The sequence below is a fragment of the Enterobacter sp. PL_is511 genome (assembly GCF_055816065.1).
Genome location: NZ_JBVPGP010000024.1, coordinates 93,080 through 120,003, shown reverse-complemented (window position 1 = coordinate 120,003; position 26,924 = coordinate 93,080). Strand labels below are relative to the sequence as shown.

Sequence of the window (26,924 nt, the reverse complement as noted above, 5' to 3'; positions counted from 1 at the left end):
AGGCCGCACTCCCCGGCGAGAAACTACGGGCGATACACCTTCACATTCGCAAAGCCCTGCTCGCGCAGATACAGCGCCTGCAGGCGGCTCATCACCCCGCGCTCACACCACAGCAGGTACGTTTTGCTCTGGTCGAGATCGCCAAACTTCGTGCTCAGCTTGTAGAACGGCAGAGAAACCACGTCGACGCCTTCAACCTGCAGCGGCTTGTCATCCTGCTCATCAATAGAGCGGATATCCAGAATCGCATCGTTAGCACCGAAACCGCTCACGGTTTCAACTTCCACCACTTCCTGCTCGGTCTGCTGGGCAATCTCGCGGATATCAATGTTGGACGCTTCCGCCACCACTTTTTCCAGAATGCTGAAATCGAAGTGCTCTTCTTCCGCTTCGATCTTCGCCTTCACCGCTTTCACCGTTGGGCTTTTTGAGATCACGCCGCAGTATTCCGGCATGGTGCGGGCAAAATCTTCGGTGCCGATTTCGCGCGCCAGATCGATGATGTGCTCTTTGTCGTGGGAGATCAGCGGACGCAGGATCAGCGTATCAGACACGTTGTCGATCAGACGCAGGTTGGTCAGCGTCTGGCTGGAAACCTGGCCCAGCGCTTCGCCGGTGACCAGCGCCTGCACGCCGTAGCGTTCAGCCACTTTGGACGCCGCGCGCACCATCATGCGCTTCAGGATGACGCCCATCTGGCCGTCGTCTACTTTTTCGAGGATTTCGCCAACCACAGGTTCGAAGTTAATTGCCACGAAACGCACGCGGTGAGAGCTGCCGAAGCGGTTCCACAGGTAATGCGCCACCTGACGAACGCCGATCTCGTGCGCCGCGCCGCCCAGGTTGAAGAAGCAGTAATGCACGCGGCAGCCGCGGCGCATCAGCATATAGCTGGAGACGCCGGAGTCAAAGCCGCCGGAGATCAGGGACAATACGTCTTCCTGGGTGCCGATCGGGAAGCCGCCGATGCCTTCATAGCGCCCTTTCACCAGCAGCAGGCGATCGTTTTCGATCTCCAGATTGACGGTCACATCCGGGTTGGTCAGGCGCACGCGCGCAGACTCGACGTGCTGGTTCAGGCCGCCGCCCACGTAACGTTCCACTTCAATGGAGCTGAACTCGTGCTTGCCGCGACGCTTTACGCGCACGCAGAAAGTTTTGCCTTCGATCTGGTCGCGGTACTGGACCAGCGCTTTCTCGAAGATGTCGTGCATATCGCTGAACGGGACATCTTCCACTTCCAGGATATGGTGGATACCCGGAATACGGGTCAGGGCGTCGCGAATATCCTGACGTTTGTTTTCGTCTTTGGCACGGACCTCAACGTGGTCCCAGTGGCGCACCACGGCGAGGGTTTCGTCGTAGTGCTTTAATACGTTTCGAATGTTCCCGGTGAGAATTTTAATAAAGCGCAAACGCACAGATTGGCTTTTGATGGTGATTTCAGGGAACAATTTAATGATAAACTTCATGGCGGCAATGTTTCTTAGGCAAGCGTATTAAGGCTTGTAATGGAAAAGAGTACAGCAGCCCACACCCGTGGCTGCATCCAGGCGCGCAAGTATACCACCATCGCGCCGCTCCTGTGCACATTGCGCGTTATTTGATAATTGCCCTGAGTCCGTTACCATGTCGGGGCTGAGAATATAAGAGTCAATTCACTATGCCGAAGAAGAACGACGCACCGGCCAGTTTCGAAACTGCGCTGAGTGAACTGGAGCAAATTGTTACCCGCCTTGAGAGCGGCGATCTCCCGCTGGAAGAGGCGCTCAACGAATTCGAGCGTGGCGTGCAGCTGGCGCGCCAGGGGCAGGTCAAGCTGCAGCAGGCCGAGCAGCGCGTGCAGATCCTGCTTTCCGACAGCGAAGACGCGAAAACCACGCCTTTCACACCGGACGCCGAGTAAATGGATTTTGCCAATGAGCTTCAGGCGCGTGTCGTACGCGCCAACGACGCCCTGCGCCGTTTTATCGCGCCACAGCCTTTTCAGAACACTCCACTGGTTGAAGCCATGCACTATGGCGCACTCTTGGGTGGAAAGCGCCTGCGCCCGTTCCTGGTGTACGCCACGGGCAATATGTTTGGCATCAGCGATAACACGCTGGACGCCCCGGCAGCCGCCGTTGAGTGCATCCATGCCTACTCGCTGATCCACGACGATCTCCCGGCCATGGACGACGACGATTTACGTCGGGGTCAACCCACCTGCCATATCAAGTTTGGCGAGGCGAATGCCATTCTGGCGGGTGATGCCCTGCAAACGCTGGCGTTCTCGATTTTGAGCGACGCGCCGATGGCGGAAGTGGCTGACCGCGACCGCCTGGCGATGATCTCCGAGCTGGCAATGGCCAGCGGCGTAGCCGGCATGTGCGGCGGACAGGCGCTGGATCTTGAAGCTGAAGGACGTCAGGTTAATCTGGAACAGCTGGAGCGTATTCATCGCCATAAAACAGGGGCGTTGATCCGTTCCGCCGTTCGCCTGGGCGCGCTGAGCGCGGGTGAACAAGGGCGCAAAGCCCTGCCGATTCTGGACAGATACGCAGAAAGTATCGGTCTGGCATTCCAGGTTCAGGATGACATTCTGGATGTGGTGGGCGATACTGCAACATTGGGTAAACGTCAGGGTGCGGACCAGCAGCTTGGCAAAAGTACCTACCCCGCCCTGCTGGGCCTTGAGCAAGCCCAACGTAAAGCCCGGGATCTGATTGACGATGCCCGCCAGTCGCTAAATGAACTGGCCGCGCAATCGCTGGATACCTCGGCACTGGAAGCGCTAGCGGACTATATAATCCAGCGTGATAAATAAACTATATATCTCGATGAGCCTTTGATGAGTTTTGATATTGCCAAATACCCGACACTGGCGTTAGTTGACTCCACCCAGGAGTTACGTCTGCTGCCGAAAGAGAGCCTGCCGAAGCTGTGCGACGAGCTGCGTCGCTACCTGCTCGACAGCGTTAGCCGCTCCAGCGGCCATTTCGCCTCCGGGCTTGGCACGGTAGAGCTGACCGTGGCGCTGCACTATGTCTATAACACGCCGTTCGATCAGCTCATCTGGGACGTGGGCCACCAGGCTTATCCGCACAAAATTCTGACCGGACGTCGCGATAAAATTGGCACCATTCGTCAGAAAGGCGGCCTGCACCCGTTCCCGTGGCGCGGTGAGAGCGAGTACGATGTGCTGAGCGTCGGCCACTCCTCTACCTCCATTTCGGCGGGCATCGGGATTGCCGTTGCCGCCGAAAAAGAGAACAAGCAGCGCCGCACCGTCTGCGTGATTGGCGACGGTGCCATCACCGCCGGTATGGCCTTTGAGGCCATGAACCATGCGGGCGACATCAAGCCGGACATGCTGGTTATCCTTAACGATAACGAAATGTCGATTTCCGAGAACGTCGGCGCGCTGAACAACCATCTGGCGCAGCTGCTCTCCGGCAAGCTTTACTCCTCGCTGCGTGAAGGCGGCAAGAAAGTCTTCTCCGGCGTGCCGCCAATCAAAGAGCTGCTCAAGCGTACCGAAGAGCACATTAAAGGCATGGTCGTGCCGGGCACCCTGTTTGAAGAGCTGGGCTTTAACTATATCGGCCCGGTTGACGGCCATGACGTGCTCGGTCTGGTGACCACGCTCAAGAACATGCGCGACCTGAAAGGCCCGCAGTTCCTGCACATCATGACCAAAAAAGGGCGTGGCTACGAACCGGCGGAAAAAGATCCGATTACCTTCCACGCGGTACCGAAATTTGACCCGTCCAGCGGCTGTCTGCCAAAAAGCAGCGGCGGCATGCCGAGCTATTCAAAAATATTCGGCGACTGGCTGTGCGAAACCGCCGCGAAAGACAACAAGCTGATGGCGATCACCCCGGCCATGCGTGAAGGCTCCGGCATGGTGGAGTTCTCCAGAAAATACCCTGACCAGTATTTTGACGTTGCCATTGCCGAGCAGCATGCGGTTACGTTTGCGGCGGGCCTGGCCATTGGCGGCTACAAGCCGGTTGTCGCGATCTATTCCACCTTCCTGCAGCGCGCCTACGATCAGGTCATCCACGACGTGGCGATTCAGAAGCTGCCGGTGCTGTTTGCTATCGATCGTGCAGGCATCGTCGGTGCCGACGGCCAGACGCACCAGGGCGCGTTTGACCTGTCGTTCCTGCGCTGTATTCCGGACATGGTCGTCATGACGCCAAGCGACGAGAACGAATGTCGTCAGATGCTGTTTACCGGCTACCACTATCAGGATGGCCCAAGCGCCGTTCGCTACCCGCGCGGCAATGCGGTGGGCGTTGAGCTCCAGCCGCTGGAAAAACTGCCGATCGGTAAAGGTCTGGTGAAGCGTCGCGGTGAAAAAGTGGCGATCCTGAACTTCGGCACGCTGATGCCAGAGGCGGCGAAAGCGGCTGAAGCGCTGAATGCCACCCTGGTGGACATGCGCTTTGTGAAACCGCTCGACGAATCGCTGATCCTGAGTATGGCGGAGACGCATGACGTGCTGGTCACGCTGGAAGAAAACGCCATTATGGGCGGCGCGGGCAGCGGCGTGAACGAGGTGCTGATGGCAAATCGTAAAGCCGTGCCGGTGCTAAACCTCGGCCTGCCGGATCATTTCATTCCTCAGGGTACCCAGGATGAAGCCCGTGCGGCGATTGGCCTGGACGCTGCCGGTATCGAAGCTAAAATCCGCCGCTGGCTGGACTGACCCCTTCCCCCTTTTCCGCTCCTGCTATGCTTAAACCTGGTGTTTAAACAGCAGGAGCGGAACCGTGCAATACACTACGTTAGGAAAAACGGACCTTAAGGTTTCCCGACTTTGTCTGGGATGCATGACCTTTGGCGAGCCCGATCGGGGAAACCACGCCTGGACGCTGCCGGAAGAGAGCAGCCGTCCGATTATCAAACGCGCCATTGAGGGCGGCATTAACTTCTTTGACACCGCCAACAGCTACTCCGACGGCAGCAGCGAGGAGATTGTTGGCCGCGCCCTGCGCGATTTTGCCCGTCGTGATGACATCGTCGTCGCCACCAAGGTCTACTATCCGGTAGGCGACCTGGCTGAGGGCCTTTCTCGCGCACAGATCCTGCGATCCATTGATGACAGCCTTAGGCGCCTGAACATGGATTACGTCGACCTGCTGCAAATTCACCGCTGGGATTACAACACGCCAGTCGAGGAGACGCTTGAAGCGCTGAACGATGTGGTCAAAGCCGGTAAAGCACGCTACATCGGCGCGTCGTCTATGCACGCGTCGCAGTTTGCTCAGGCGCTGGATCTCCAGGCGCAGCACGGCTGGGCGCGCTTCGTCACCATGCAGGATCACTACAACTTGATCTATCGTGAAGAAGAGCGCGAAATGTTGCCGCTGTGCCATCAGGAGGGCGTGGCGGTGATCCCGTGGAGCCCGCTGGCGCGCGGTCGTCTGACCCGTCCGTGGGGAGAAACCACGGCCCGTCTGGTATCGGATGAAGTGGGAAAAAATCTGTATGGTGGTACAGAAGCCAGCGATGCGCTAATTGCCGAACGTTTAGCCGGGATCGCCGACGATACCGGTGCAACCCGCGCCCAGGTGGCGCTGGCCTGGCTGCTGGGTAAACGCGGCGTCGCGGCGCCGATTATCGGCACATCCCGGCAAGAGCAGCTTGACGAACTGCTGAATGCGGTGGATATCACGCTGACGCCGGAGCAGGTTGCCGAGCTTGAGACGCCGTATCAGCAGCATCCGGTGGTAGGATTTAAGTAAGCACGTAGGCCGGGTAAGGCGGAGCCGCCACCCGGCAATACAGAGCGCACAACATCACGCGAAGTGATCGTACCCTTTCCAGTCCAGCGTAACCGGCTCACCGTCTTTCACAAACTTCAGCCCTTCACTCTCCGGCATGATCTGACCGATGCAGGTAAATTTCGCGCCGAGATGCGCTAACGCCACATCCAGCGTTCCGCGGTTGAGCTCAGGCACCGTGAAGCACAGTTCGTAGTCTTCACCACCGGACAGCGCCCAGCGCAGGGCCAGCTCAGGCTCTACATGGCGAAGCAGTTGCTCAGACAGCGGGAACAGGTCTAGGTCAACGCGCGCGCCGACGCCGCTGGCCTTCAGAATATGGCCGAGGTCTGAGATCAGCCCGTCAGAGAGATCGATAGCCGAGCTCGCCCGCTCGCGCAGCGCCTGGCCGTGCAAGATACGCGGTGTTGGCCGCAGATGGCGTTTTACCAGATATGCCGCATCATCAGCATCTTCAACCGTTAAACGGTTCTGAAGGATCGCCAGCCCTGCCGCACTGTCGCCCGGCGTACCGGTCACGTAGATCCAGTCACCGGGTTTTGCGCCTGAGCGCTTAAGCGCACGGCCAAGCGGCACATAGCCGTGGATCGCCAGCGTCATCGACAGCGGACCGGCAGTGGTATCACCGCCAATCAGCTGCATATCATAGTAGCTAAGCTGCTCAAATAGCGCATCGCTAAAGGCTTCCAGCCAGGCTTCATCCACCTCTGGCAGGGTCAAAGCCAGCGTCAGCCACGCAGGATCGGCACCCATCGCCGCCAGATCGCTGACGTTCACCGCCAGCGCTTTATACGCCAGATCGGCAGGATCGATATCCGGTAAGAAATGACGGCCGCACACTAAGGTGTCGGTGCTGATTGCCAGCGTCTGTTTTTCGGGAATATTGAGAAGTGCACAGTCATCGCCAATGCCGGTTTCAACATCAAGACGAGAGGTTCTGACACGGTCGAAATAACGGGCAATCAGGGAGAATTCGCCGCATGCCATACGTTATGCCTCAGCAAATAAAAGAAAAAACCGGAGCCGCACTGCCCGTCAGGCAATGCAGGACTCCGGTTTGCGGATCACTTTTTGTGGGGACGGATCGCAGGTGCTGCTTTATCAAGTACGCCGTTTACAAACTTGTGGCTGTCTTCAGCGCCGAAGGTTTTCGCCAGTTCGATCGCTTCGTTGATGGCCACTTTATACGGCACATCATCACGTTTAGACAGCTCAAACAGCGCAATACGCAACACTGCTTTTTCTACCTGGCCCAGCTCTTCGAGCAGACGGGACAGGTAAGGCTTCATCAGACCATCGAGATACGCGCTATTAGTCGCCACTCCCGACAGCAGTTCACGGAAGTACAGAACGTCAACGTCTTTCACGTCCTGTTCTGACAGGAACTGGTATTCAACATCAGAGATGTCGTTCTGGGACAACTGCCAGGAGTAAAGTGCCTGGACGGCACATTCACGGGCGCGGCGACGAGCAGCAGGTTTCACGGAATTCCCCTTACAAAAAAATCAGGCCTTGATGGCTTTCAATACATTGATCATTTCAAGCGCGGTCAGTGCAGCTTCTGCACCTTTGTTACCGGCTTTGGTGCCAGCACGTTCGATGGCTTGTTCAATACTTTCGGTGGTCAGCACGCCGAACGCGACAGGAATTTCAGCATCCTGCGCAACGTGTGCCAGACCGTTGCTTGCACCGCCCGCAACGTATTCGAAGTGCGCAGTGCCGCCACGAATAACGGTACCCAGTGCAATCACCGCGTCATATTTACCGGTTTTCGCCAGCGCGCCCGCCGCCAGTGGCAGTTCGTAAGCGCCTGGAACCCAAACAACGGTAATATTGTCATCTTTAACCTGGCCGATACGTTTCAGGGCGTCAATAGCACCTTCCAGCAGGCTGTCGTTGATGAAGTTGTTGAAACGCGCAATGGTGATGGCGACGCGAGCGTCCGGGGTAGCTACAGCAGCTTCAATAATGTTCATACTCTTCCTTTACGGGTTCATTTGGCCCCGCAGGGGGGCGGATTTTATCATAATACTTTGCGCACTGCTTCCCTATTTCAGGAGCAATTACGCTGTCGTTAAGTGGAGGCAGACATCCGGACCTACCGGACGAATCTCGCTAAATTTGAGTTGCGGTGCGTCGGCCAGTTTTTCAAGGCCAGGCAGCACAAACAGGCCGCGCGCATCGTGACCTAACAGTTTAGGCGCAACGTAAACAATCAATTCATCCACCAGTCCGGCCTGTAAGAGCGCACCGGCGAGCGTTGGCCCGGCTTCGACCCAGATGCTGTTCACCTGCTGCTTGCCGAGCAGCATCATCAGCACCACCAGATCCAGATGACCGTTATGCTCCGCCACCATAATGCTGCGCACGCCTTCCGGCCATTCGCGCGTATCTTCTTTAGTGCGGGCAATCCAGGTTTCACCCGGCTGCTGGACGATGCGGTGCTCCGGCGTCACCCGGTTCTGGCTATCAATGACAATACGCAGCGGCTGACGCAGGTTCTCCTGCGGGTAAAGCGCCTGAGTATCGGCATTCAGTTCGTCCCAGCGCACGGTCATAGCCGGATCGTCAGCCAGAACGGTTTCACTGCTGGTGAGAATAGCATGGCTTTGCGCGCGCAGACGTTGCACATCGCGCCTTGCCTGTGGCGACGTGATCCACTGGCTTTCGCCGTTTGCCATCGCCGTACGACCGTCCAGCGAGGCGCCCAGCTTGAGCTGAATATACGGGAACCCCGTGCGCATGCGCTTCAGAAAGCCTTTGTTGAGCGCTTCCGCGTCCTGCATCATCAGGCCATGGCTGACGTCAATGCCTTCCTGCTGCAGGCGATACAGACCGCGTCCGGCTACCTGCGGATTCGGATCCTGCATCGATGCGACCACGCGCGAAACACCTGCCGCGATAAGCGCTTCGCAGCACGGCGGCGTACGCCCGTGATGGCTGCAGGGCTCCAGTGTGACGTAGGCCGTAGCACCGCGCGCCTTCTCGCCGGCCATGCGCAGCGCATGAACCTCAGCATGCGGTTCGCCGGCACGATAGTGAAACCCCTCCCCCACGATCTCGCCATCTTTGACGATAACGCACCCGACGTTCGGGTTAGGATGGGTAGTAAAACGACCGCGCTGCGCCAGCTTCATGGCTCTCGCCATGTAAATCTCATCCTGCATGAGCTTAATCCTGTAAGCGGGCGATCTCTTCGCCAAACTCTTTGATATCTTCGAAACTGCGGTAGACCGAAGCGAAGCGGATATAGGCGACCTTATCGAGCTTTTTCAGCTGCTCCATCACCAGGTTGCCGATCATTTTGCTCGGCACTTCACGCTCACCCAAACCACGAAGGTAAGATTTTATGTGGTTTAACGCCATTTCAACGTCGTCCGCGCTGACGGGACGTTTTTCCAGGGCCTTCAGCATCCCGCTGCGCAGTTTCTCTTCGTTAAACGGCTCTCGCACGTCGTTGCTTTTTACCACGCGCGGCATTACCAGCTCAGCAACCTCAAAGGTCGTGAAACGCTCGTTGCACACCAGACATTGCCGACGACGGCGTACGGATGACCCTTCGCCCACAAGACGAGAGTCGATGACTTTGGTATCCACAGCGGAGCAGAATGGGCAATGCATACGGTATCCCTGTTATCCGGTTAACTAATTTTCATTTTACCCTGATCTGGCCTGACAACAAAGGAAGAGCTTTTTGAGACAAAGGATCTATGTCTGACACGATGATGCTGGCTACCATTAGGACGATCCGTTATTTCAAGGAAATAAACGCAATGACAAGACGTTACCTGAAAATTTTGCTGGTGGGGAGCCTCTTCACCCTTAGCGCCTGTGCACAGCAAACCGAAGTCCGTCAGATGAAACAGAGCGTAAATACGCTCAATACGGCGATGGACAAACTGAACAAAGAAACGGTGAAGATCACCCAGCAAAACGCGCTGAATGCTAAATCCAGCAGCGGGGTTTATCTGCTACCGGGGGCGAATACGCCCGCGCGGCTCAATAGTCAGATTGGCACGCTGAAAATGTCTCTGGTGAACGTGGCGGCGAATGCAAATGGTACTCGCGCAACATTACGCATCCAGGGAGAATCCAACGATCCGTTGCCAGCCTTCAGCGGCACCGTCGAATGGGGACAGATCCAGGGCACCACGGAGAGCTACCAGGAGGTGAATGTTAACCGTCAGCTGTTCACCGCACCGGCCAGCGTGCTGGCTCCGAGCGATGTTGACATTCCACTGCAGATTAACGGACTGACTCCGGATCAGTTAGGTTTCATCCGCATTCACGATATCCAGCCCGCCGCTCAGTAACCCCACTTTTAGCGGAGTGAAATGTCACTCCGCTAACATTTACATTTCGTATGGATTGGCAACATAAATGATTGCCGCTACAATCCCGGCCGTTTAAAGTACGCAAACGTGAACGCAATCGATTACGCGTGTGAGAGATATGTGAAACAACACATATTTTTGTGAGCAGGGATTCCTATAATAGGCACCGCAGAAACACGAAATATTTAGAAACGCAATTCGCGCATTTTTCACTCCCGGAAGGGAATTTCAATCAGTGGCATGATTATGAAAAAAACATTACTCGCAGCTGGCGCCGTGCTGGCACTTTCTTCCTCTTTCACTGTTAACGCAGCGGAAAACGATAAACCACAATATCTCTCCGACTGGTGGCACCAGAGCGTTAACGTGGTCGGCAGCTACCACACGCGCTTTTCTCCGAAGCTGAACAACGACGTTTATCTGGAATACGAAGCGTTTGCTAAAAAAGACTGGTTTGATTTCTACGGCTATATCGATATTCCTAAGACCTTTGACTGGGGTAACGGTAACGACAAAGGTATCTGGTCCGACGGTTCCCCGCTGTTCATGGAAATCGAACCGCGTTTCTCTATTGATAAACTGACGGGTACCGACCTGAGCTTTGGTCCGTTCAAAGAATGGTATTTCGCCAACAACTATATCTACGATATGGGCGATAACAAAGGCAGCCGTCAGAGCACCTGGTACATGGGTCTGGGTACAGATATCGATACCGGTCTGCCAATGGGCCTGTCTCTGAACGTGTATGCTAAATACCAGTGGCAGAACTATGGCGCTTCAAACGAAAACGAGTGGGATGGCTACCGTTTCAAAGTAAAATACTTTGTGCCAATCACTCAGGTTTGGGGTGGCCAACTGACCTACATCGGCTTCACCAACTTCGACTGGGGCTCAGATCTGGGTGATGACAAGAACCGTACCAGTAACTCTATCGCGTCCAGCCACGTTCTGGCCCTGAACTACGATCACTGGCACTACTCTGTCGTCGCGCGTTATTTCCATAACGGCGGCCAGTGGAAAGGTGGGGATACCGTTAACTGGGGTGAGGGTGACTTCACGTCTAAATCAACCGGTTGGGGTGGCTACCTGGTTGTAGGTTACAACTTCTAATCAGTGTGGGTTTCGCCCGGTGGTGCTACGCTTACCGGGCCAACGATCCGAATGCAGGCCGGGTAAGGCGTAGCCGCCACCCGGCTTTTTACTGCTTAACCTTCCGCAAAAAATCTGCCAGAGACCTGTCCGCACTCTCGCTAAACCGCCTTTCCGTAGTCACAATATTGAGGCATCTGTCGAGCCGGAAACAGCGATAGTCATCGCGCCGTTCACACCACGCCGCCAGCAGCCAGCGCTCTCCCCAGAAGAACAGCCCCAGCGGCTGAACCTCACGATTAGACAGCTGTCCTGCTTCATCACGGTAATGCAGCGCCAGCACCTGTTGGGCGGAAATCGCCTGATGAATCCTGTCAAAATCGCTGCGGGAGTGGCTTTGCATGCAAAAATCCGGGGCGTAGATCCGCGTCTGCTCCGCCTTTCGACGACTCTCCTCGGGCAGAATCGCCAGCACCTTTTCCTGAGCCGACTCCAGCTCGCGCGACAGCGATTCGCCTCCCCAGGTTTTGAGCAGGCGAATCGCGACGATCAGCGCCTCAGATTCCTTATTTGTCAGCATCAGTGGCGGCAGGTCAAAACCCGACATCAGCCGATATCCGCTCCCTGCTTCACCTTCCACCGGCACACCGGAAAGCGACAGGTCGCGGATATCGCGGTAGACCGTGCGCTCGGACACGCCAAGCCGGTCCGCCAGATGCGCTGCCGTTGTCAGACGCCTGCCCCGCAGGATCTGCACAATCTGAAACAAACGGTCAGCGCGTCGGGTCATATATTATTCCGCTCTCAGGCAGGTTGATGGAGGCCGACGCGGTTACCCTCGCTGTCGGTAAACAATGCGATAGTGCCAATGCCATGCGGCAGTTCCAGCGGGCCAAACACGCACTCGCCGCCCGCAGAGGCGATGCGATCGAGCGTGGCCGCCAGATTGTCAGTATGCAGGTAAATAATAGCGCCCTGCAAAGACGGTGTAACGCCGTCAAATTTTGCCAGTGCGCCTCCGGTGGCGGGATCCTCATGCGGGAAAACCGCCAGCTCCGCGCAGTCCATTTTCTCGCGACGCAGCGCGAGCTGCATCACCGGCTCATAAAATTTGATGGCGCGCTCCATATCCGAGACCGGAATTTCAAACCAGTTAATGACGCTTTTCATACATCCTCCTGCCTGTTGTTTGGGTTCAGAAGGAGTCTACGACAGGGCTCCTGACAGCATACTGTCAGGAGTGTTTGTCAGAAGGAGATAAAAAAATCCCGGTCAACCGACCGGGATTTCGATAACGCGCTAAACGTCGCCTTACGGCAGAATGGACGGCTGATCCGCCCCTTCTTTCTCGACTTTCTGCTGGAGCAGGTGCTCGCGCTTCATGCCGAGTTTCAATGCCAGTGCGGACGCGACGTAGATAGACGACGCTGTACCGATGGTGACACCAATCAACATGGTCAGCGAGAAGCCTTCCAGCACCGGACCACCGAAGAGGAACAGCATCAGGATCACCATCAGGGTAGTACCGGAGGTGATCAAGGTACGGTGCAGCGTCTGGGTCAACGACACGTTAAAGATTTCGTACGGCGTACCGCGACGGATCTTACGGAAGTTTTCACGAATACGGTCAGATACCACGATACTGTCGTTCAGTGAGTAACCGATAACGGACATCAGGGATGCCACAATCGTCAGGTCAATCTCAATGTGGAACAGCGACAGTATGCCCATGGTGATCACCACGTCGTGCGCCAGAGCGATAACCACACCGGCCGCCAGTCGCCACTCAAAGCGGAAACCGACGTACACCAGGATGGAAATCAGCGCCACCAGCAGCGCCATCGCGCCGGTCTGCGCCAGGTCAGCACCCACACTTGGACCGACGAACTCAATACGCTTAACCGCTGCGTTCTGGCTGGTTGTTTCGTTAATCACGCTAACAACCTTACTGCCCAGCTCCTGGCTGCCGTTGGCATCGTGCACCGGCGGCATACGCACCATGATGTCGCGGCTGCTGCCGAAGTTCTGCAGCAGCGGCTCTTCAAAGCCCGCTTTCTGCAGCGATTCGCGCATCTGGTCCATATCGACCGGTTTTTCCAGGGAGATCTCGATGACCGTACCACCGGTGAAATCGAGACCCCAGTTAAAGCCTTTCACGCCCATAATGATGATGGACAGAATCAGCAGGAAACCTGAAATGCCGAAGGCCCAGTAGTCCCAGCGCATAAAGTCCCAGACTTTACGGCCGTGGTTCAATTGTTCAACAGTATATTCCTGTGCCACAACGCACTCCTCAGATAGACAGCTTTTTGACGCGCTTGCCGCCGTACAGCAGGTTCACGATGGCACGGGTGCCGACAATAGCGGTAAACATTGACGTTGCGACACCGATACCGGTTGTAATCGCAAAGCCTTTGATCGCGCCAGTACCCACTGCATACAGGATAAGAACCTTAATCAGTGTTGTTACGTTCGCATCGAAGATGGAGCTAAACGCGCCTTTATAACCTTCATCAATCGCCTGCTGAACAGAGCGACCGTTGCTCAACTCTTCTTTGATACGTTCGTTAATCAGTACGTTGGCGTCGACCGCCACCGCAAGGGTCAGAACGATACCCGCAATACCCGGCATGGTCAGCGTGGCCCCCGGCAGCAGGGACATAATGCCGATGATCAGCACCAGGTTCGCGATCAGCGCGGAGGTGGCAATCAGACCAAACTTCTTATAGAAGAAGATCATGAAGAGGATAGACACCACCAGACCGGCCAGACACGCTTCCAGGCCCTGCTGGATGTTTTGCATCCCCAGCGTTGGACCAATGGTACGTTCTTCAACAATCTGAATTGGCGCAATCAGCGCACCGGCACGCAGCAGCAGAGAGAGCTGACGCGCTTCGTTCGGGTTGCTAATACCGGTAATGCGGAAGCTGTTACCCAGACGAGACTGGATGTTGGCGATGTTAATCACCTCTTCCTCTTTCACCAGCACCGCACGACCGTTTGCATCTTTCTTACCGCTGTCTTTGTACTCCACGAACAGGGTTGCCATCGGCTTGCCGATGTTGTCCTTGGTGAAGTTAGACATGATGTTACCACCCGCGCTATCAAGCGAGATGTTAACCTGCGGCTGGTTGTATTCGTCCTGGCTCGACGTGGAGTCGGTGATATGGTCACCGGTAAGAATCACGCGTTTGTACAGCACAACAGGCTGACCTTCGCGAGTCTGTTTCACTTCGGAATCACCCGGAATACGCCCTGCGGCTGCAGCGGACTGATCGACGTTGGAGTTCACCAGACGGAATTCCAGGGTTGCGGTCGCACCCAGAATCTCTTTCGCACGCGCAGTGTCCTGGATACCCGGCAGTTCAACCACGATACGGTCAGCACCCTGACGCTGTACCAGCGGCTCAGCCACGCCCAGTTGGTTTACACGGTTACGCAGAATGTTGATGTTCTGCTGAACGGCATATTCACGCGCTTCTTTCAGACGCGCATCGGTCATCACCGCGCGCAGCTGGTTGCTGCCCTGAGAGGTGATGACCAGGTCACGGTGACGTTGGGTCAGGTAATCTACAGCCTGATCGCGCGCCGCACTGTCGCGGAACGTGATGCTCATGCCGTAATTATCTTCTTTACGCACGGTGGTGTAAGCGATGCCTTTATCACGCAGATCGCTGCGCAGGCTGTCGATATTCTGTTCCTGCAGCTTGCCAAGCGCGGTATCCATATCCACTTCCATCAGGAAGTGAACGCCGCCACGCAGGTCAAGACCGAGTTTCATTGGCTCTGCTTTCATCGCAGCCAGCCAACGCGGGGTTGCAGGGGCAAGGTTAAGCGCCACGACGTATTTGTCACCCAGCACGCCCATCAGCGCTTCGCGAGCGCGGAGCTGCGTGTCGGTGGTGTCGAAGCGAGCAAGAATTGCCCCCTCTTCCAGAGCCACAGACTTAGCGGTAATTTTTTCTTCTTGTAACGTTTTCTGGACCTGGATCAGCGTTTGCTCACTGGCGGCGACACCGCGCGCGCCAGTGATTTGAACAGCCGGATCCTCACCATACAGGTTGGGAAGCGCGTACAGCAGGCCGACGAGAATCACGACGACCAGCATGATGTACTTCCACAAAGGATAACGGTTTAACACGGCAGTTCCCTTTGGGAAAAGTTGGGATTACAGCGCCTTCATGGTGCCTTTCGGCAGAACGGCAGCTACGAAGTCACGTTTGATGACCACTTCAGTGGTGTCGTTCAGGGCGATAGCAATGTAGCCGTTTTCAGCCACTTTGGTTACGCGACCGACCAGACCACCGTTAGTCAGTACTTCATCGCCTTTCGCAATGGAGTTCATCAGGTTTTTGTGCTCTTTGGTGCGCTTCTGCTGGGGACGCAGGATCATGAAGTAGAAGATCAGACCGAACACAACCAGCATCAGAATCAGAGACATCGGGCTGCCCTGCGCTGGAGCACCTGTTGCCGCTACCGCATCAGAAATAAAAAAGCTCATTCAAATTCCCTCATTATTAAAATTAATCAACGTTCAACGGTGGAACATCCCGCCCCTGACGTTGGTAGAAATCGGTCACGAAGCTCTCTAATTTACCCTCTTCGATAGCCTTACGTAAACCAGCCATTAAGCGCTGATAATAACGAAGATTATGAATGGTATTGAGACGCGCGCCCAAAATCTCGTTACAACGATCGAGATGATGCAGATACGCGCGAGAATAATTGCGACAGGTATAGCAATCGCACTCGGAATCGAGCGGGCTGGTGTCACTCTTATGCTTCGCGTTACGGATTTTCACCACGCCATCGGTAACGAACAAGTGGCCGTTACGCGCGTTGCGGGTTGGCATGACGCAGTCAAACATATCAATGCCGCGGCGTACGCCTTCAACCAGATCTTCTGGTTTACCCACGCCCATCAGGTATCGTGGTTTATCCGCCGGGATTTGCGGGCAGACATGTTCCAGAATACGGTGCATGTCTTCCTTCGGCTCACCCACAGCCAAACCGCCGACAGCGTAGCCATCAAAACCTATCTCTACCAGACCTTTAACAGAGATATCGCGTAAATCTTCGTAAACGCTGCCCTGGATAATGCCGAACAGCGCATTTTTGTTCTGCAGAGAGTCAAAACGGTCACGGCTACGCTTCGCCCAGCGCAGGGACATCTCCATGGAGCGTTTTGCGTAGTCCCAGTCCGCCGGGTACGGCGTACATTCGTCGAAGATCATCACAATGTCAGAGCCGAGATCGTACTGAATCTCCATCGACTTTTCGGGATCGAGGAAAATCGGATCGCCGTTGATCGGGTTACGGAAGTGTACGCCCTGCTCGGTGATCTTGCGGATATCGCCCAGACTGAAGACCTGGAAGCCACCGGAATCGGTCAGGATGGGGCCTTTCCACTGCATGAAATCGTGCAGATCGCCGTGGAGCTTCATGATCTCCTGACCCGGACGCAGCCACAGGTGGAAGGTGTTGCCGAGGATAATCTGTGCGCCAGTGGCTTCTACTTCTTCCGGCGTCATCCCTTTTACGGTGCCGTACGTGCCCACAGGCATAAACGCGGGGGTTTCCACCACGCCGCGATCAAACACCAGGCGACCGCGACGCGCGCGACCGTCGGTGGTATCGAGTTCAAATTTCATTTTTTCTCCGACGTCAGAAAAACAGTCCAACGTTGTAAAACGGTGCCGCGGACTTATTCCCCGACACGCTCATTCAAAGCCAGCGGATTGTACGTGATAAACATCGCGTCCCCGTAGCTAAAAAAGCGATATTTTTGTTCTACCGCAGACTTGTAGGCATTCATCGTATGCTGATAGCCCGCGAACGCGGAAACCAGCATAATCAGCGTCGATTCAGGCAGATGGAAGTTGGTCACCAGCGCGTCAATCACTTTGTACTGGTAGCCCGGGTAGATAAAGATCTGCGTATCGCCAAAGAACGGCTCGATAAGATCGTTTTTCGCCGCCTGCGCGGCGCTCTCCAGCGAGCGCACAGACGTCGTCCCGACCGCCACGACGCGGCTACCGCGCGCTTTCGCCGCCAGCACCGCGTCCACCACATCCTGAGGCACTTCAGCATACTCAGAGTGCATGATGTGGTCTTCAATGCTGTCCACGCGCACCGGCTGGAAGGTCCCCGCGCCGACGTGCAGCGTCACGAACGCCATCTCCACGCCCTTCGCACGCAGTTTTTCCAGCAGCGGCTCATCAAAATGCAGGCCCGCGGTCGGCGCAGCGACGGCACCCGGTTTCTGGCTGTAGACGGTCTGGTACAGCTCGCGGTCGGCCTCTTCGTCCGGACGCTCAATATATGGCGGCAGCGGCATGTGACCGATGGCGTTCAGGATATCGAGCACCGTGCGCTCGTCGTCAAACGCCACCTCGAACAGCGCGTCGTGGCGCGCGGTCATGGTCGCCTTGATGCTCTCATCATCGCCCAGCAGCAGCTCCGCGCCCGGCTTCGGCGCCTTAGAAGCGCGAATATGTGCCAGAATACGTTTATCATCGAGCATACGTTCGACCAGCACTTCAATCTTACCGCCGCTGGCTTTACGGCCAAACAGGCGCGCCGGGATCACGCGGGTATTGTTAAAAACCAGCAGATCGCCAGGGTTGAGCTTGTCGAGCAAATCGGTGAAAGTACCGTGCGTCAGCTCGCCCGTTGGCCCATCCAGTGACAGTAATCGACAGCTGCTGCGCTCAGGCATGGGATAGTGAGCAATCAGGGATTCAGGTAGTTCAAAGGAGAAATCGGCGACGCGCATGACGTATACTCGTGACTTAAAAACAGGCGGCATAGTCTAGTGCTCACACCCTTTTGCTGCAACAACTAGCCGCCCCCGGACAAATAAAACGCATGAATTTTCTCGCTCACCTGCATCTCGCGCACCTTGCTGACAGCTCCCTCTCGGGCAATTTGCTGGCCGATTTCGTACGCGGTAATCCCGCAGAAGACTACTCCCCTGAGGTTGTCGACGGGATTTTTATGCACCGCCGCATCGACGTGCTGACGGATAAGCTGCCGGAAGTGACGGAAGCCAAAGCCTGGTTCCGCCCTGAAACGCGCCGCGTTGCCCCGATCACGCTCGACGTGATGTGGGATCACTTCCTGTCGCGCCACTGGGAACAGCTGTCGCCGAAGATGCCGCTGCCGGCGTTTGTGCGCTATGCCCACCAGCAGGTGTCGATTATTCTGCCCGACTCGCCGCCGCGCTTTGTGAATCTGAATAACTATCTGTGGTCGGAACGCTGGCTGGAGCGCTATCGCGAGATGGACTTTATCCAGAACGTGTTGAATGGGATGGCGAGCCGTCGCCCGCGGCTGGATGCGCTGCGGGATTCCTGGTATGACCTGGATGAACATTACGATGCGCTGGAGACCCGATTCTGGCAGTTTTACCCGCGCATGATGGCGCAGGCGAAAAACAAACAACTTTAATGGAGATTGGATTGATAGGTAAAAGCTGGCGGAACGATTGTCACCACCTCTTTGTCTTATCCATGAACACTCTCTATACTGGCTCGCGTTGCGTTCCAAATAACCTTAGTATCTACAGGAGAATCATATGGTTCTGGTAACTCGTCCGGCTCCGGATTTTACAGCTGCAGCAGTTCTGGGCAACGGTGAAATCGTTGAAAACTTCAACTTCAAACAGCACACCAACGGTAAAGCGACCGTTCTGTTCTTCTGGCCAATGGACTTCACTTTCGTTTGCCCGTCTGAGCTGATCGCTTTCGACAAACGTTATGAAGAATTCCAGAAGCGTGGCGTGGAAGTTGTTGGCGTCTCCTTCGACTCTGAATTTGTACACAACGCATGGCGTAACACCCCTGTCGACAAAGGCGGCATCGGTGCGGTGAAATACGCAATGGTTGCGGACATCAAACGCGAAATCCAGCAGGCTTACGGTATCGAACATCCGGACGCTGGCGTTGCGCTGCGCGGTTCCTTCCTGATCGACGCAAACGGCATCGTTCGTCACCAGGTTGTGAACGATCTGCCGCTGGGTCGTAACATCGACGAAATGCTGCGCATGGTTGACGCGCTGCAGTTCCACGAAGAGCACGGCGAAGTGTGCCCGGCTCAGTGGGAAAAAGGTAAAGAAGGTATGGCTGCTTCCCCAGACGGCGTGGCTAAATACCTGTCTGAAAACGTATCCAGCCTGTAATCGGCACGGTTTACGAAAAAGGCCCGCTTATGCGGGCCTTTTTTTATGCCTTACGCTGCGTTTCACGCCAGATGCGCCAGGCCATTCCCGCCAGCAGAAGCACGCCCGCAATCAGCACGCCCCACACCAGCAGGGCGTTCATCCAGCTCGCCCGATCGGCCGCAGAGGTGGCGGTCAGACGCCCCTCGCCGCCTAACGCAACGTCATCAACAATGTCGGCCTGCGGCAGGTTCGCCATAGCATAGGTCTTACGCAGGTCGGCTGGGATCAGCATGCCGGGCTCCACGCTGGCAGGCTTTGCGGCGCCGTTGCCCCAGGCAAGCACGTACGGCGCTTTCCCCTGGGCGTTAAACACCAGATCGTAGCGGTCGCGATGTCCCGTGACGCTCGGCAGGTATTCTGGCAGACGCGCATTCAGCGTCGTGATTTTCACTGCCTGCACCAGGCCCCCGTTAAGCGAAACCGGTGGCGACGTTTTTCCCTCAAGACGGTAAAGGACCTCTTTTTTCAGGGGGTGCCATGCGTCTTTTTCCGTACTCCGCCACGCTATCTCCACGGGAAGGACGCCATCGCCATTCAGTGAGATGCTGACAGCACTCAGCGGCTGCGGATGCGCCCAGCGCCACTGCGCTTCGCTTGTCGATAGCTGCTCCCCTTCCCCCTCAAGCTCGACCGCTTCCGGGATCGCCTGGGCAGGTGCGATGATTGCGTTAACGCCGGTCAAGGTTATCCCCTGGCTCTGCGCGTTCAGCACCACCATGAGATAGCGATTCGCATCGGGAGATAAAACCGTATCGGTATCGATCCGATCGAGCTTAAGACGATCCTGGCCGCTGACGGCGTCAAGTAATGGCATATCCTCGCGCAGGGTATACCAGCGCTTAAGATCCTCGCTGTAATAGACCGACGCCGTTCCCTGCCACGGCGTCTGAGGAGAATTCCAGAGCAGCTGCAGCTGGGATATGGCCATCTCCCCCGTAGCCTGCTCCGGCAGGGTCAGCAGATAATGTTGCCCGGCTGCGGCGGCTTTTTGCCGCTCCAGCACAATCTCAACGCCGTTTCCGGAGCGGAGCAGGATCTTATCGCTATCACCGGATCCTTGCGAAGCCGCAAGCGGCGAGGCATCCAGCGGGAAGAGGCGCAGCGCCGTGGATTGCACTGACGCCTGCGGACGCGTCGCGCTGACCAGGCTGAAGGGAACCGGCTCGCCCGACTGGTTAAAGACGCGGACATCATGCAGATCTGGCGACGTGCTTTGCTCATAGACGGCGAGCGGCAGCATCACCCGATACCACTGGGAAGGAACAGACGTATCGAGTGAAAGACCAAAAGCATAGTCCCGGGGCGATTCCGTTTGTCCCTCGTCGCAGAACGCCGGGCCGGAAAGCGCCAGCAGCGCGGTACACGCTACCGCTTTCATCCATTTCATTTTTCATCTCCTGTTTTGGGCGGTAGCGGTGAGAAATACCCCACAATCAGAACCAGTATCGCCACGCCGATAAACGCTACCGCGCGCGACAAACCGCCTCCGCCCGCGCTGTCCACCAGCATCAGTTTAACCATTACCACACCCAGCAACGCGGCACCGCAGAGCCACTCCTGCCGGGAAGCCCGACGGGTGGCATGGATCATGACCACCAGCGCGCTCAGCATCCAGAACAGGGCAAAACTGGTCTGGATAAGCCGCGAATCCCACAGCGATGCCATATTCCAGGCCACGTCGCCGTACCAGGCCAGGGCGCGCATCAGCGCACCGTTAAGCCACCAGAAGCCAAACGCCATGAGCGCGACGGCAGGCCACGGGCGCGCTTGCGCAAGCCACGCCGGGTAGTAGCGATCCACCGCCCGATAAAAGACCACCAGACCCAGCAACGCGAACGCGGCACCTTCCTCAAGCGGGTTCACCAGCGGCAGCCAGGTCTGACGATAGACCACGCCGTCCTGGAAATTGGTCACCACCAGCAATACCAGCAGCGCCACGACTACGGGAATCGGTGCCAGGCAGGCGTAGAGCGCGGGCCACTCCCGGAACGGCCACACGCGACGCCGTACCGCAGCAGAGAGCGCCATAATCACCCCGCCGCCTGCGGCCATCGCCAGTCCGCTGCCCCAGGCCGCCATGCCCCACGGCAGAGACCGGGCAAACCAGTAAAGCTCGGCGGCCAGCGCCAGTAAAATCATCCAGAACAGCGACAGATGCAGCGCCATCGCGATGCGCGGCAGGAGTCTTTCACCGTCGCGCCGCAGCAGCATTAGCGAGGCAGGAAGCGCAACGCACCAGGCCAGGTTTGACCAGCCGGCGGAGACGATCTGCTGGTGCCAGAGCTGATAACCCACCATCAGCAGCATAACCGGCCACAGCAGCCATTTGCTGGCGTCCAGCTCTCGCCACGCCAGACGAGCGGCCACCTGCCGCCAGCCCCAGACCGACGCCGCCGTCAGCGCCAGCACGCCCGCCAGAATCGGTAATTCCTGCGTCAGCGCCAGCCGCGATGCGCCCAATAGCGCCACGAGCCAGAACAGCAGCCCGCCTGCCAGCAGCGCCCAGCTGACCGGCATAAAGAGAGTCCGCCACAGCCAGGCCGCAGCCAGCCAGCAAAGGCTGAGGATGGCGAAGATAAGGAGCAGACTCAGCGACGTAACGCCGTTCGTTTGTGCCCACAGCGCGCTGCCGAGCGCCAGCACCAGCAGCGCCGTCCCGCTATAGCTCATGCGACGCTGGTGCTGCTGCACGCCCAGCCAGAGGATACCCAGCCCTTCCAGCGCCCAGGCCATCGCCGTCCAGCGCGCTGACAGCGCCAGCGGAATGGCGAGCGTCGCGAACCCGCCGCCGATAGCCAGCGCCGCCATGACCAGCGGTCGTCCGACGGAGGGATAGCGCCGCAGCGCAAGGAACGCGAGGGTAAGATAAAATGCGCCGTATCCCAGCGCACTCAGGGCCGGACCATATTCCCAGTGCCGGGTCATGCCGTACTGCATCCCAAAACCGATTAGCGGCGGGGCAAACAGCAGCACGCCGTCAATAATCTGCTTCCCTTTCTCCTGCGCCCGCAGCGACAGCGCCACGCTCAGGACGCCGAATATCAGCGTATTGGCAATCAGGAACAGCTGGCAGACCCAATAGTCTTCGTGCCGGTAGTCATTCAGCCCCCACATGCCGCCCACGCCGAACGTGAACAGCAACCCGAGCAGGTTCAGCTCGCGCCAGTGCTGCCAGATGCTGATAGCGAGAATGCCGATAGACAGCAGAAGATAGAAGGAGAACAGCGCAACAAAGCTGCCGCCCCCGGTAGACAAGAGGAGCGGCGCAAGGTAGCCGCCGAGGCTCGCCAGCATGGCAAGGCTCAGCGCCTTCTGCAGCACCGCCAGCCCGACGCTCGCCGCGCAAATCACCACCAGCAGCGCAAAGGCCAGCGTCAACGGCAACATTTGCCAGAGCCGGAAGGCGCCAAACACCGTCAGGTAGAGCACGCCGGTCGCCCCGCCCTGGAGGATCAGCGCATAGACGCGCTGCCTGTGCCGCAGTCGCCACCCGACCGCCAGCAGAACGATGGCAAACAGCGCCGTTGCCACGAGGCGCAGCTCAAGCGGGAACAGGGAATGTTCCACGGTATAACGCAGCAGGAATGAAAGACCAAGGAAAAGCAGCAGGATCCCAAGCTTCGCCAGCGGATTACCCTGCATAAACCAGCGTGCCAGCGACGTCAGGATGCCGCCAAAGGCAGAAGACTGTTTTGCCGCAGGCGCCGGGGCCGGGGCAGGTTCTGCCACGGCAGCGGGAGTATCGGGGCGCCAGGGGTCGACAGGCGCGGGAGCGTCTGCAACCACCGTCGCGGTCACAGCCTCCGGCGCGGCGGTCTGCACCGGCTCCGGCGCGTCCTCAGGCACGCCGCGCTGCTCAAGCGCCTCAATGCGCTGGCGCAGCCGGGCAATCTCCTGTCGCGCCGCCGTACTTCGATTAAAGCCTATAACCGCAAGCACGGGTGCCACCACCAGCGCAAATACCAGGAACAAACAGCCAAGGATGTAAAGCTCGTCCATGTTTCCACCTTCACCGTAAACGATCCGTTAAGATTGACACAAATAGTTGCATTTGCGCCATCTTAAAAGGTGGAAACATTAACAGGTCTTAGCTGCCGGACCAGATCGTTGCGGATACCGCAGGCAGCGCCAGCACGCCGTCCTGTATCGTCGCCTTGCCCTCTTTATTCTTCCACGTCGCTACCTTCAGCAGCGGTGAATCATCCAGCACCACTTCGCAGGCCTCGCCCCGGTTGATGGCCACCAGCACGCGCTGCTGGTTATAGACGCGAGCAAATACCACCACGTTATCGTGGGCGTACACCACCTGACAGCCGCCGTAGCGCAGGGCGAGACTCTGCTTACGCAGCTTTGCCAGCCGCTGATACAGGCTGAACAGCACCTTGTCCTGTTTCGCTGGCTCCCACGGGAAGGTTTTGCGGCAGAACGGATCGTTATTGCCGTCCAGCCCCACCTCGTCTCCGTAGTAGATGCACGGTACGCCCGGCCAGGTGAAGAGCCAGCTCACCGCCAGCGGCAGACGCGCGACATCCTTGCCCAGCAGGGATTTAAAGCGCGCGGTATCGTGGCTATCGAGCTGGTTAAACATCCGCAGCTGCTGCTGATGCGACAGGCCGGCGCGGTAGTTCTCCATCCACGCCATGCAGGTTTCAGCGTCGATATGATTCGGATCGTAGGAGATATCGGTGTTAGCGAGGAATCCCCACAGCGGGAAGGTAAAGCCGCGATAGTTCATCGCCGCATCTTCCGCATCGTTCTGCAGCCACTGGCGCGCGTCGCCAAAGTGCTCGCCAAAGACGAACGCCTCCGGCTGGGCCGCTTTTGCCGAGCGCGTAATCCCGGCGACGTGCTGAAGGTTTTCCCGCGCCCCGCCCGCTTCGCCGAGCATATGCACCACGTCCAGGCGCCAGCCGTCCATATTCCACGGCGCCTTCAACCAGTGACGCACGATGCTGTCTTCCCCGCCGTAAATCTCGTTCACAAGCGTTGGCGACTGGAAATCCAGCTTCGGCAGGCTCGGGTAGCCCAGCCAGTCCAGCGCACGGCCCTCCTCGTTAAAGCTGTACCAGTCGCGCTGCGGCGAATCCGGGTTATGACATGCCCCGCCCATCGACTGATTATGACGGTCAAACCAGGCGTGCGAATCTCCGCTGTGGTTGAACACGCCGTCAAGAATGAGGCGCATGCCTTCGTTTTGGGTGTTCTTCCGCAGGCGCAGCAGCGCCTCGTCACCGCCAAACTGCGCGTCAACGTGGCGATAATCTTCGGTATCGTATTTGTGTACGCTCGGGGCCTTAAACACCGGGTTGAGATACAGCGCCGTCACGCCCAGTTTTTTCAGGTACGGCAGCTTTTCGCTGATTCCGTCGAGATCGCCGCCGTAAAACGTCGATCCGCCCGCCTGCGCGGTTAATGGCTCGTCCCACGCTTTCAGGATAATGTCATGGCCCGCCGCATGGTGGTGATAGACCTTATCCTGGTCGGCAGTGCGTTTTTCGCTGCGCGCAAAACGGTCCGGGAAAATCTGGTAAAAGACCTGGTCGTTAACCCACTGCGGGCCGTTATCCGGATAATCGACTGCAAACTGCTCCAGCCGTGCGGGCGGGAAACGGCTAAACCCCTGCGGGGTAAACCACAGCTGGCGGTTATTCCACAGCAGTTTGAAGCTGTAACGGCGACGCGGCTGCCCGCTGCTCAGGTCGATATTCGCCCGCCAGGCGGTGATCCCCGGCTGCGGCTGGCTGCGCAGCTTGTGCATTTTCAGCCCGGTCTCTTCGTTATCGATTTCGGCGCGGAGCGTCACGCGTTCAGGCTGATTTTCCCCCGCCAGCCAGAGCGTAATCACAAGGTTGTCTTTGTTTTGCTTAACAAATGGGGCAACCGGAAGGTGCCAGGCGTTTAACATCACGAATCCCCTTTGATGAAATTGACGTCACCTTGCCACAGGGTGGTTAAGGATAGCTCATCACGATCGGGATTATTGGGGGAGGAGAAAGGAGGAGGAGGCATCAGTGCGGCCTGATGCCCTCCCCCCAACCCTCTCCCACAGGGAGAGGGAGAAAAAAGATTACTGCGCTTCTGCCAGCTGACGGTCGCGACGGCATTTAAACACCCAGCCCACCAGCAGCAGGACGATCCACGCGCAGCCCACGTACAGGGAAATGCGGGTATCCGGATGGTAGCCAATCAGGGCAATGATAAACACCAGGAAGATCAGCCCGACGACGGTCGTCGCAACGCCGCCCGGTACTTTGAACTTCAGCGCTTTCGCCTCATCCGGCGTCAGGCGACGGCGGAAGGCAATCTGCGACAGCAGGATCATGATCCACACCCACACCGTCGCGAAGGTCGCCAGCGATGCAATCACCAGGAAGACGTTCTCCGGCATGATGTAGTTCAGGTAAACCGAGAACAGCAGCGCCACGGTCATGACCACGACGGTCACCCACGGCGTGCCGCGGCGTGAGGTTTTGGCGAACACCTTCGGCGCACTGCCCTGCTCCGCCATGCCGTGCAGCATACGGCCCACGCCAAAGACGTCACTGTTGATCGCGGAGAGCGACGCGGTCAGCACCACAAAGTTCAGAATGCTGGCGGCAAACGCAATCCCCATGTGCTGGAAGGTCAGAACAAACGGGCTACCGTTGGTGCCCACCTGGTTCCACGGGTAAATGGACATGATCACAAACAGGGTGCCCACATAGAACACCAGAATACGCATTGGCACCGAGTTGATCGCGCGCGGAATAGACTTCTCCGGGTCTTTCGCTTCCCCGGCGGTAATACCGATAATCTCGATACCGCCGTAGGCGAACATGACCATCTGGAGCGACATGACCATGCCGAGCCAGCCGTTGCTGAAGAAGCCGCCGTTGCTCCAGAGGTTATGGATGCCGGTCGGCTGCCCGCCGTTGCCGATTCCCCAGATGATGATGCCAAAACCGGCCACAATCATGATGATGATGGTGGCGACCTTGAAGAAGGAGAACCAGAACTCCAGCTCGCCGAACACCTTCACGCTCATCAGGTTGACGGCGCAAATGATCAGCACCACGCTCAGCACCCATATCCAGTGCGGCACCGCCGGGAACCAGACGCCCATATAGATGCCAAACGCCGTCACGTCGGCAATCGCCACGATCAGGATTTCAAAGCAGTAGGTCCAGCCGGTGATAAACCCGGCCAGCGGGCCGAGGTTTTCCTGCGCGTAGCGGGAGAATGAACTGGCAGACGGGTTGTGAACCGACATTTCGCCGAGGGCGCGCATGATGATATACGCCGCCACGCCGCCGATGATGTACGCCAGCAGCACGCTGGGACCGGCCATTTTGATGGCATCTGCCGAGCCATAAAAAAGACCGGTGCCGATAGCAGAGCCCAGCGCCATAAAGCGGATGTGGCGCGTGCTCAATCCACGTTTAAGTTTGTTAGTGCTTTCCATTTAAATCTTGCCATTCAACACGAAAAAAACAAAAAACCACGGGGCCTTAAGCCCCGTGGTTAAACAGT

General features: G+C 57.3%; 25 protein-coding genes. 8 read left to right on the top strand and 17 right to left on the bottom strand.

Annotation, left to right across the window (positions count from 1 at the left end; translation table 11 throughout):
* Nucleotides 1-23: 23 nt before the first annotated feature.
* Nucleotides 24-1,472, bottom strand: coding sequence for a tRNA uracil 4-sulfurtransferase ThiI (thiI, locus tag AC0TN7_RS15980; RefSeq protein ID WP_024906813.1), 1,449 nt, complete (start codon nt 1,470-1,472; stop codon nt 24-26).
* Between the two features lie 191 nt (nt 1,473-1,663).
* On the opposite strand from thiI, the gene xseB reads away from it, so the two are divergent.
* The 4 genes from xseB (at nt 1,664) to AC0TN7_RS15960 (ending at nt 5,732) form a co-directional block, all read left to right on the top strand.
* Complete coding sequence (gene xseB, locus AC0TN7_RS15975) at nt 1,664-1,906, top strand: exodeoxyribonuclease VII small subunit (protein WP_008503331.1); 243 nt, start codon at nt 1,664-1,666, stop codon at nt 1,904-1,906.
* Nucleotides 1,907-2,806, top strand: coding sequence for a (2E,6E)-farnesyl diphosphate synthase (ispA, locus tag AC0TN7_RS15970; protein ID WP_008503332.1), 900 nt, complete (start codon nt 1,907-1,909; stop codon nt 2,804-2,806). It begins immediately after the preceding gene.
* Nucleotides 2,807-2,830: 24 nt separating this feature from the next.
* Nucleotides 2,831-4,693, top strand: coding sequence for a 1-deoxy-D-xylulose-5-phosphate synthase (gene dxs / locus AC0TN7_RS15965; protein ID WP_024906812.1), 1,863 nt, complete (start codon nt 2,831-2,833; stop codon nt 4,691-4,693).
* A 64-nt stretch (nt 4,694-4,757) separates the two neighbouring features.
* The gene (locus AC0TN7_RS15960) at nt 4,758-5,732 is read left to right on the top strand and encodes an aldo/keto reductase (RefSeq protein ID WP_148769544.1); all 975 of its coding nucleotides are present in this window, start codon (nt 4,758-4,760) and stop codon (nt 5,730-5,732) included.
* A gap of 54 nt (nt 5,733-5,786) precedes the next feature.
* Here AC0TN7_RS15960 and thiL read toward each other — a convergent pair whose 3' ends face one another.
* The 5 genes from thiL to nrdR form a co-directional block, all read right to left on the bottom strand.
* On the bottom strand, nt 5,787-6,758 hold the full coding sequence (gene thiL, locus AC0TN7_RS15955) for a thiamine-phosphate kinase (protein WP_024906810.1): 972 nt from the start codon (nt 6,756-6,758) through the stop codon (nt 5,787-5,789).
* Between the two features lie 77 nt (nt 6,759-6,835).
* Complete coding sequence (gene nusB, locus AC0TN7_RS15950; protein WP_024906809.1) at nt 6,836-7,255, bottom strand: transcription antitermination factor NusB; 420 nt, start codon at nt 7,253-7,255, stop codon at nt 6,836-6,838.
* 21 nt (nt 7,256-7,276) lie between these two features.
* Nucleotides 7,277-7,747, bottom strand: a complete 471-nt coding sequence (gene ribH / locus AC0TN7_RS15945) for a 6,7-dimethyl-8-ribityllumazine synthase (protein WP_006176874.1) — start codon at nt 7,745-7,747, stop codon at nt 7,277-7,279.
* A gap of 87 nt (nt 7,748-7,834) precedes the next feature.
* The gene (ribD, locus tag AC0TN7_RS15940) at nt 7,835-8,938 is read right to left on the bottom strand and encodes a bifunctional diaminohydroxyphosphoribosylaminopyrimidine deaminase/5-amino-6-(5-phosphoribosylamino)uracil reductase RibD (protein WP_024906808.1); all 1,104 of its coding nucleotides are present in this window, start codon (nt 8,936-8,938) and stop codon (nt 7,835-7,837) included.
* Nucleotides 8,939-8,942: 4 nt separating this feature from the next.
* Entirely contained in the window at nt 8,943-9,392 is a 450-nt protein-coding gene (gene nrdR / locus AC0TN7_RS15935) for a transcriptional regulator NrdR (RefSeq protein ID WP_008503337.1), read from the bottom strand.
* A gap of 152 nt (nt 9,393-9,544) precedes the next feature.
* Between nrdR and AC0TN7_RS15930 the strand changes: the two genes are divergently transcribed.
* Together AC0TN7_RS15930 and AC0TN7_RS15925 are read left to right on the top strand one after the other, a co-directional pair.
* Nucleotides 9,545-10,084, top strand: coding sequence for a SadB/YajI family lipoprotein (locus AC0TN7_RS15930; RefSeq protein ID WP_473702266.1), 540 nt, complete (start codon nt 9,545-9,547; stop codon nt 10,082-10,084).
* 267 nt (nt 10,085-10,351) lie between these two features.
* Nucleotides 10,352-11,215 carry a nucleoside-specific channel-forming protein Tsx gene (locus AC0TN7_RS15925; protein ID WP_024906806.1) on the top strand — a complete coding sequence of 288 codons (864 nt, stop codon included), beginning with the start codon at nt 10,352-10,354 and terminating at the stop codon, nt 11,213-11,215.
* 88 nt (nt 11,216-11,303) lie between these two features.
* Here AC0TN7_RS15925 and AC0TN7_RS15920 read toward each other — a convergent pair whose 3' ends face one another.
* The 7 genes from AC0TN7_RS15920 to queA all read right to left on the bottom strand — a co-directional run bounded on the left by AC0TN7_RS15920 (nt 11,304) and on the right by queA (nt 17,969).
* A complete protein-coding gene (locus tag AC0TN7_RS15920; RefSeq protein WP_048992545.1) occupies nt 11,304-11,984 on the bottom strand; it encodes a helix-turn-helix transcriptional regulator in 681 nt (226 codons plus the stop codon).
* A gap of 14 nt (nt 11,985-11,998) precedes the next feature.
* The gene (locus AC0TN7_RS15915; RefSeq protein WP_024906804.1) at nt 11,999-12,364 is read right to left on the bottom strand and encodes a VOC family protein; all 366 of its coding nucleotides are present in this window, start codon (nt 12,362-12,364) and stop codon (nt 11,999-12,001) included.
* 141 nt (nt 12,365-12,505) lie between these two features.
* Nucleotides 12,506-13,477, bottom strand: a complete 972-nt coding sequence (gene secF, locus AC0TN7_RS15910; protein WP_048225871.1) for a protein translocase subunit SecF — start codon at nt 13,475-13,477, stop codon at nt 12,506-12,508.
* 10 nt (nt 13,478-13,487) lie between these two features.
* Entirely contained in the window at nt 13,488-15,335 is a 1,848-nt protein-coding gene (gene secD / locus AC0TN7_RS15905; RefSeq protein ID WP_071994447.1) for a protein translocase subunit SecD, read from the bottom strand.
* Between the two features lie 27 nt (nt 15,336-15,362).
* Nucleotides 15,363-15,695, bottom strand: a complete 333-nt coding sequence (gene yajC / locus AC0TN7_RS15900; RefSeq protein ID WP_003859109.1) for a preprotein translocase subunit YajC — start codon at nt 15,693-15,695, stop codon at nt 15,363-15,365.
* Between the two features lie 22 nt (nt 15,696-15,717).
* Nucleotides 15,718-16,845, bottom strand: a complete 1,128-nt coding sequence (gene tgt, locus AC0TN7_RS15895) for a tRNA guanosine(34) transglycosylase Tgt (RefSeq protein WP_003859110.1) — start codon at nt 16,843-16,845, stop codon at nt 15,718-15,720.
* 53 nt (nt 16,846-16,898) lie between these two features.
* Nucleotides 16,899-17,969 (bottom strand): tRNA preQ1(34) S-adenosylmethionine ribosyltransferase-isomerase QueA, encoded by a 1,071-nt coding sequence (gene queA / locus AC0TN7_RS15890; RefSeq protein ID WP_032646148.1) that lies wholly within the window; start codon nt 17,967-17,969, stop codon nt 16,899-16,901.
* Nucleotides 17,970-18,061: 92 nt separating this feature from the next.
* Here queA and acpH point away from each other — a divergent pair, with 92 nt between their 5' ends.
* Nucleotides 18,062-18,643 (top strand): ACP phosphodiesterase, encoded by a 582-nt coding sequence (acpH, locus tag AC0TN7_RS15885; RefSeq protein ID WP_267217151.1) that lies wholly within the window; start codon nt 18,062-18,064, stop codon nt 18,641-18,643.
* A gap of 127 nt (nt 18,644-18,770) precedes the next feature.
* Entirely contained in the window at nt 18,771-19,373 is a 603-nt protein-coding gene (locus AC0TN7_RS15880; protein ID WP_008503347.1) for a peroxiredoxin, read from the top strand.
* Between the two features lie 43 nt (nt 19,374-19,416).
* On the opposite strand, the gene AC0TN7_RS15875 is transcribed toward AC0TN7_RS15880, so the two are convergent.
* The 4 genes from AC0TN7_RS15875 to proY form a co-directional block, all read right to left on the bottom strand.
* Complete coding sequence (locus AC0TN7_RS15875; protein ID WP_463727010.1) at nt 19,417-20,802, bottom strand: DUF3999 domain-containing protein; 1,386 nt, start codon at nt 20,800-20,802, stop codon at nt 19,417-19,419.
* Nucleotides 20,799-23,414 (bottom strand): DUF2339 domain-containing protein, encoded by a 2,616-nt coding sequence (locus tag AC0TN7_RS15870; RefSeq protein ID WP_463727011.1) that lies wholly within the window; start codon nt 23,412-23,414, stop codon nt 20,799-20,801. The genes AC0TN7_RS15875 and AC0TN7_RS15870 overlap by 4 nt, the downstream gene beginning before the upstream one ends.
* 88 nt (nt 23,415-23,502) lie before the next feature.
* Nucleotides 23,503-25,320, bottom strand: coding sequence for a maltodextrin glucosidase (malZ, locus tag AC0TN7_RS15865; RefSeq protein ID WP_463727012.1), 1,818 nt, complete (start codon nt 25,318-25,320; stop codon nt 23,503-23,505).
* 162 nt (nt 25,321-25,482) lie between these two features.
* Nucleotides 25,483-26,856 (bottom strand): proline-specific permease ProY, encoded by a 1,374-nt coding sequence (proY, locus tag AC0TN7_RS15860; protein ID WP_024906796.1) that lies wholly within the window; start codon nt 26,854-26,856, stop codon nt 25,483-25,485.
* Nucleotides 26,857-26,924: the final 68 nt, after the last annotated feature.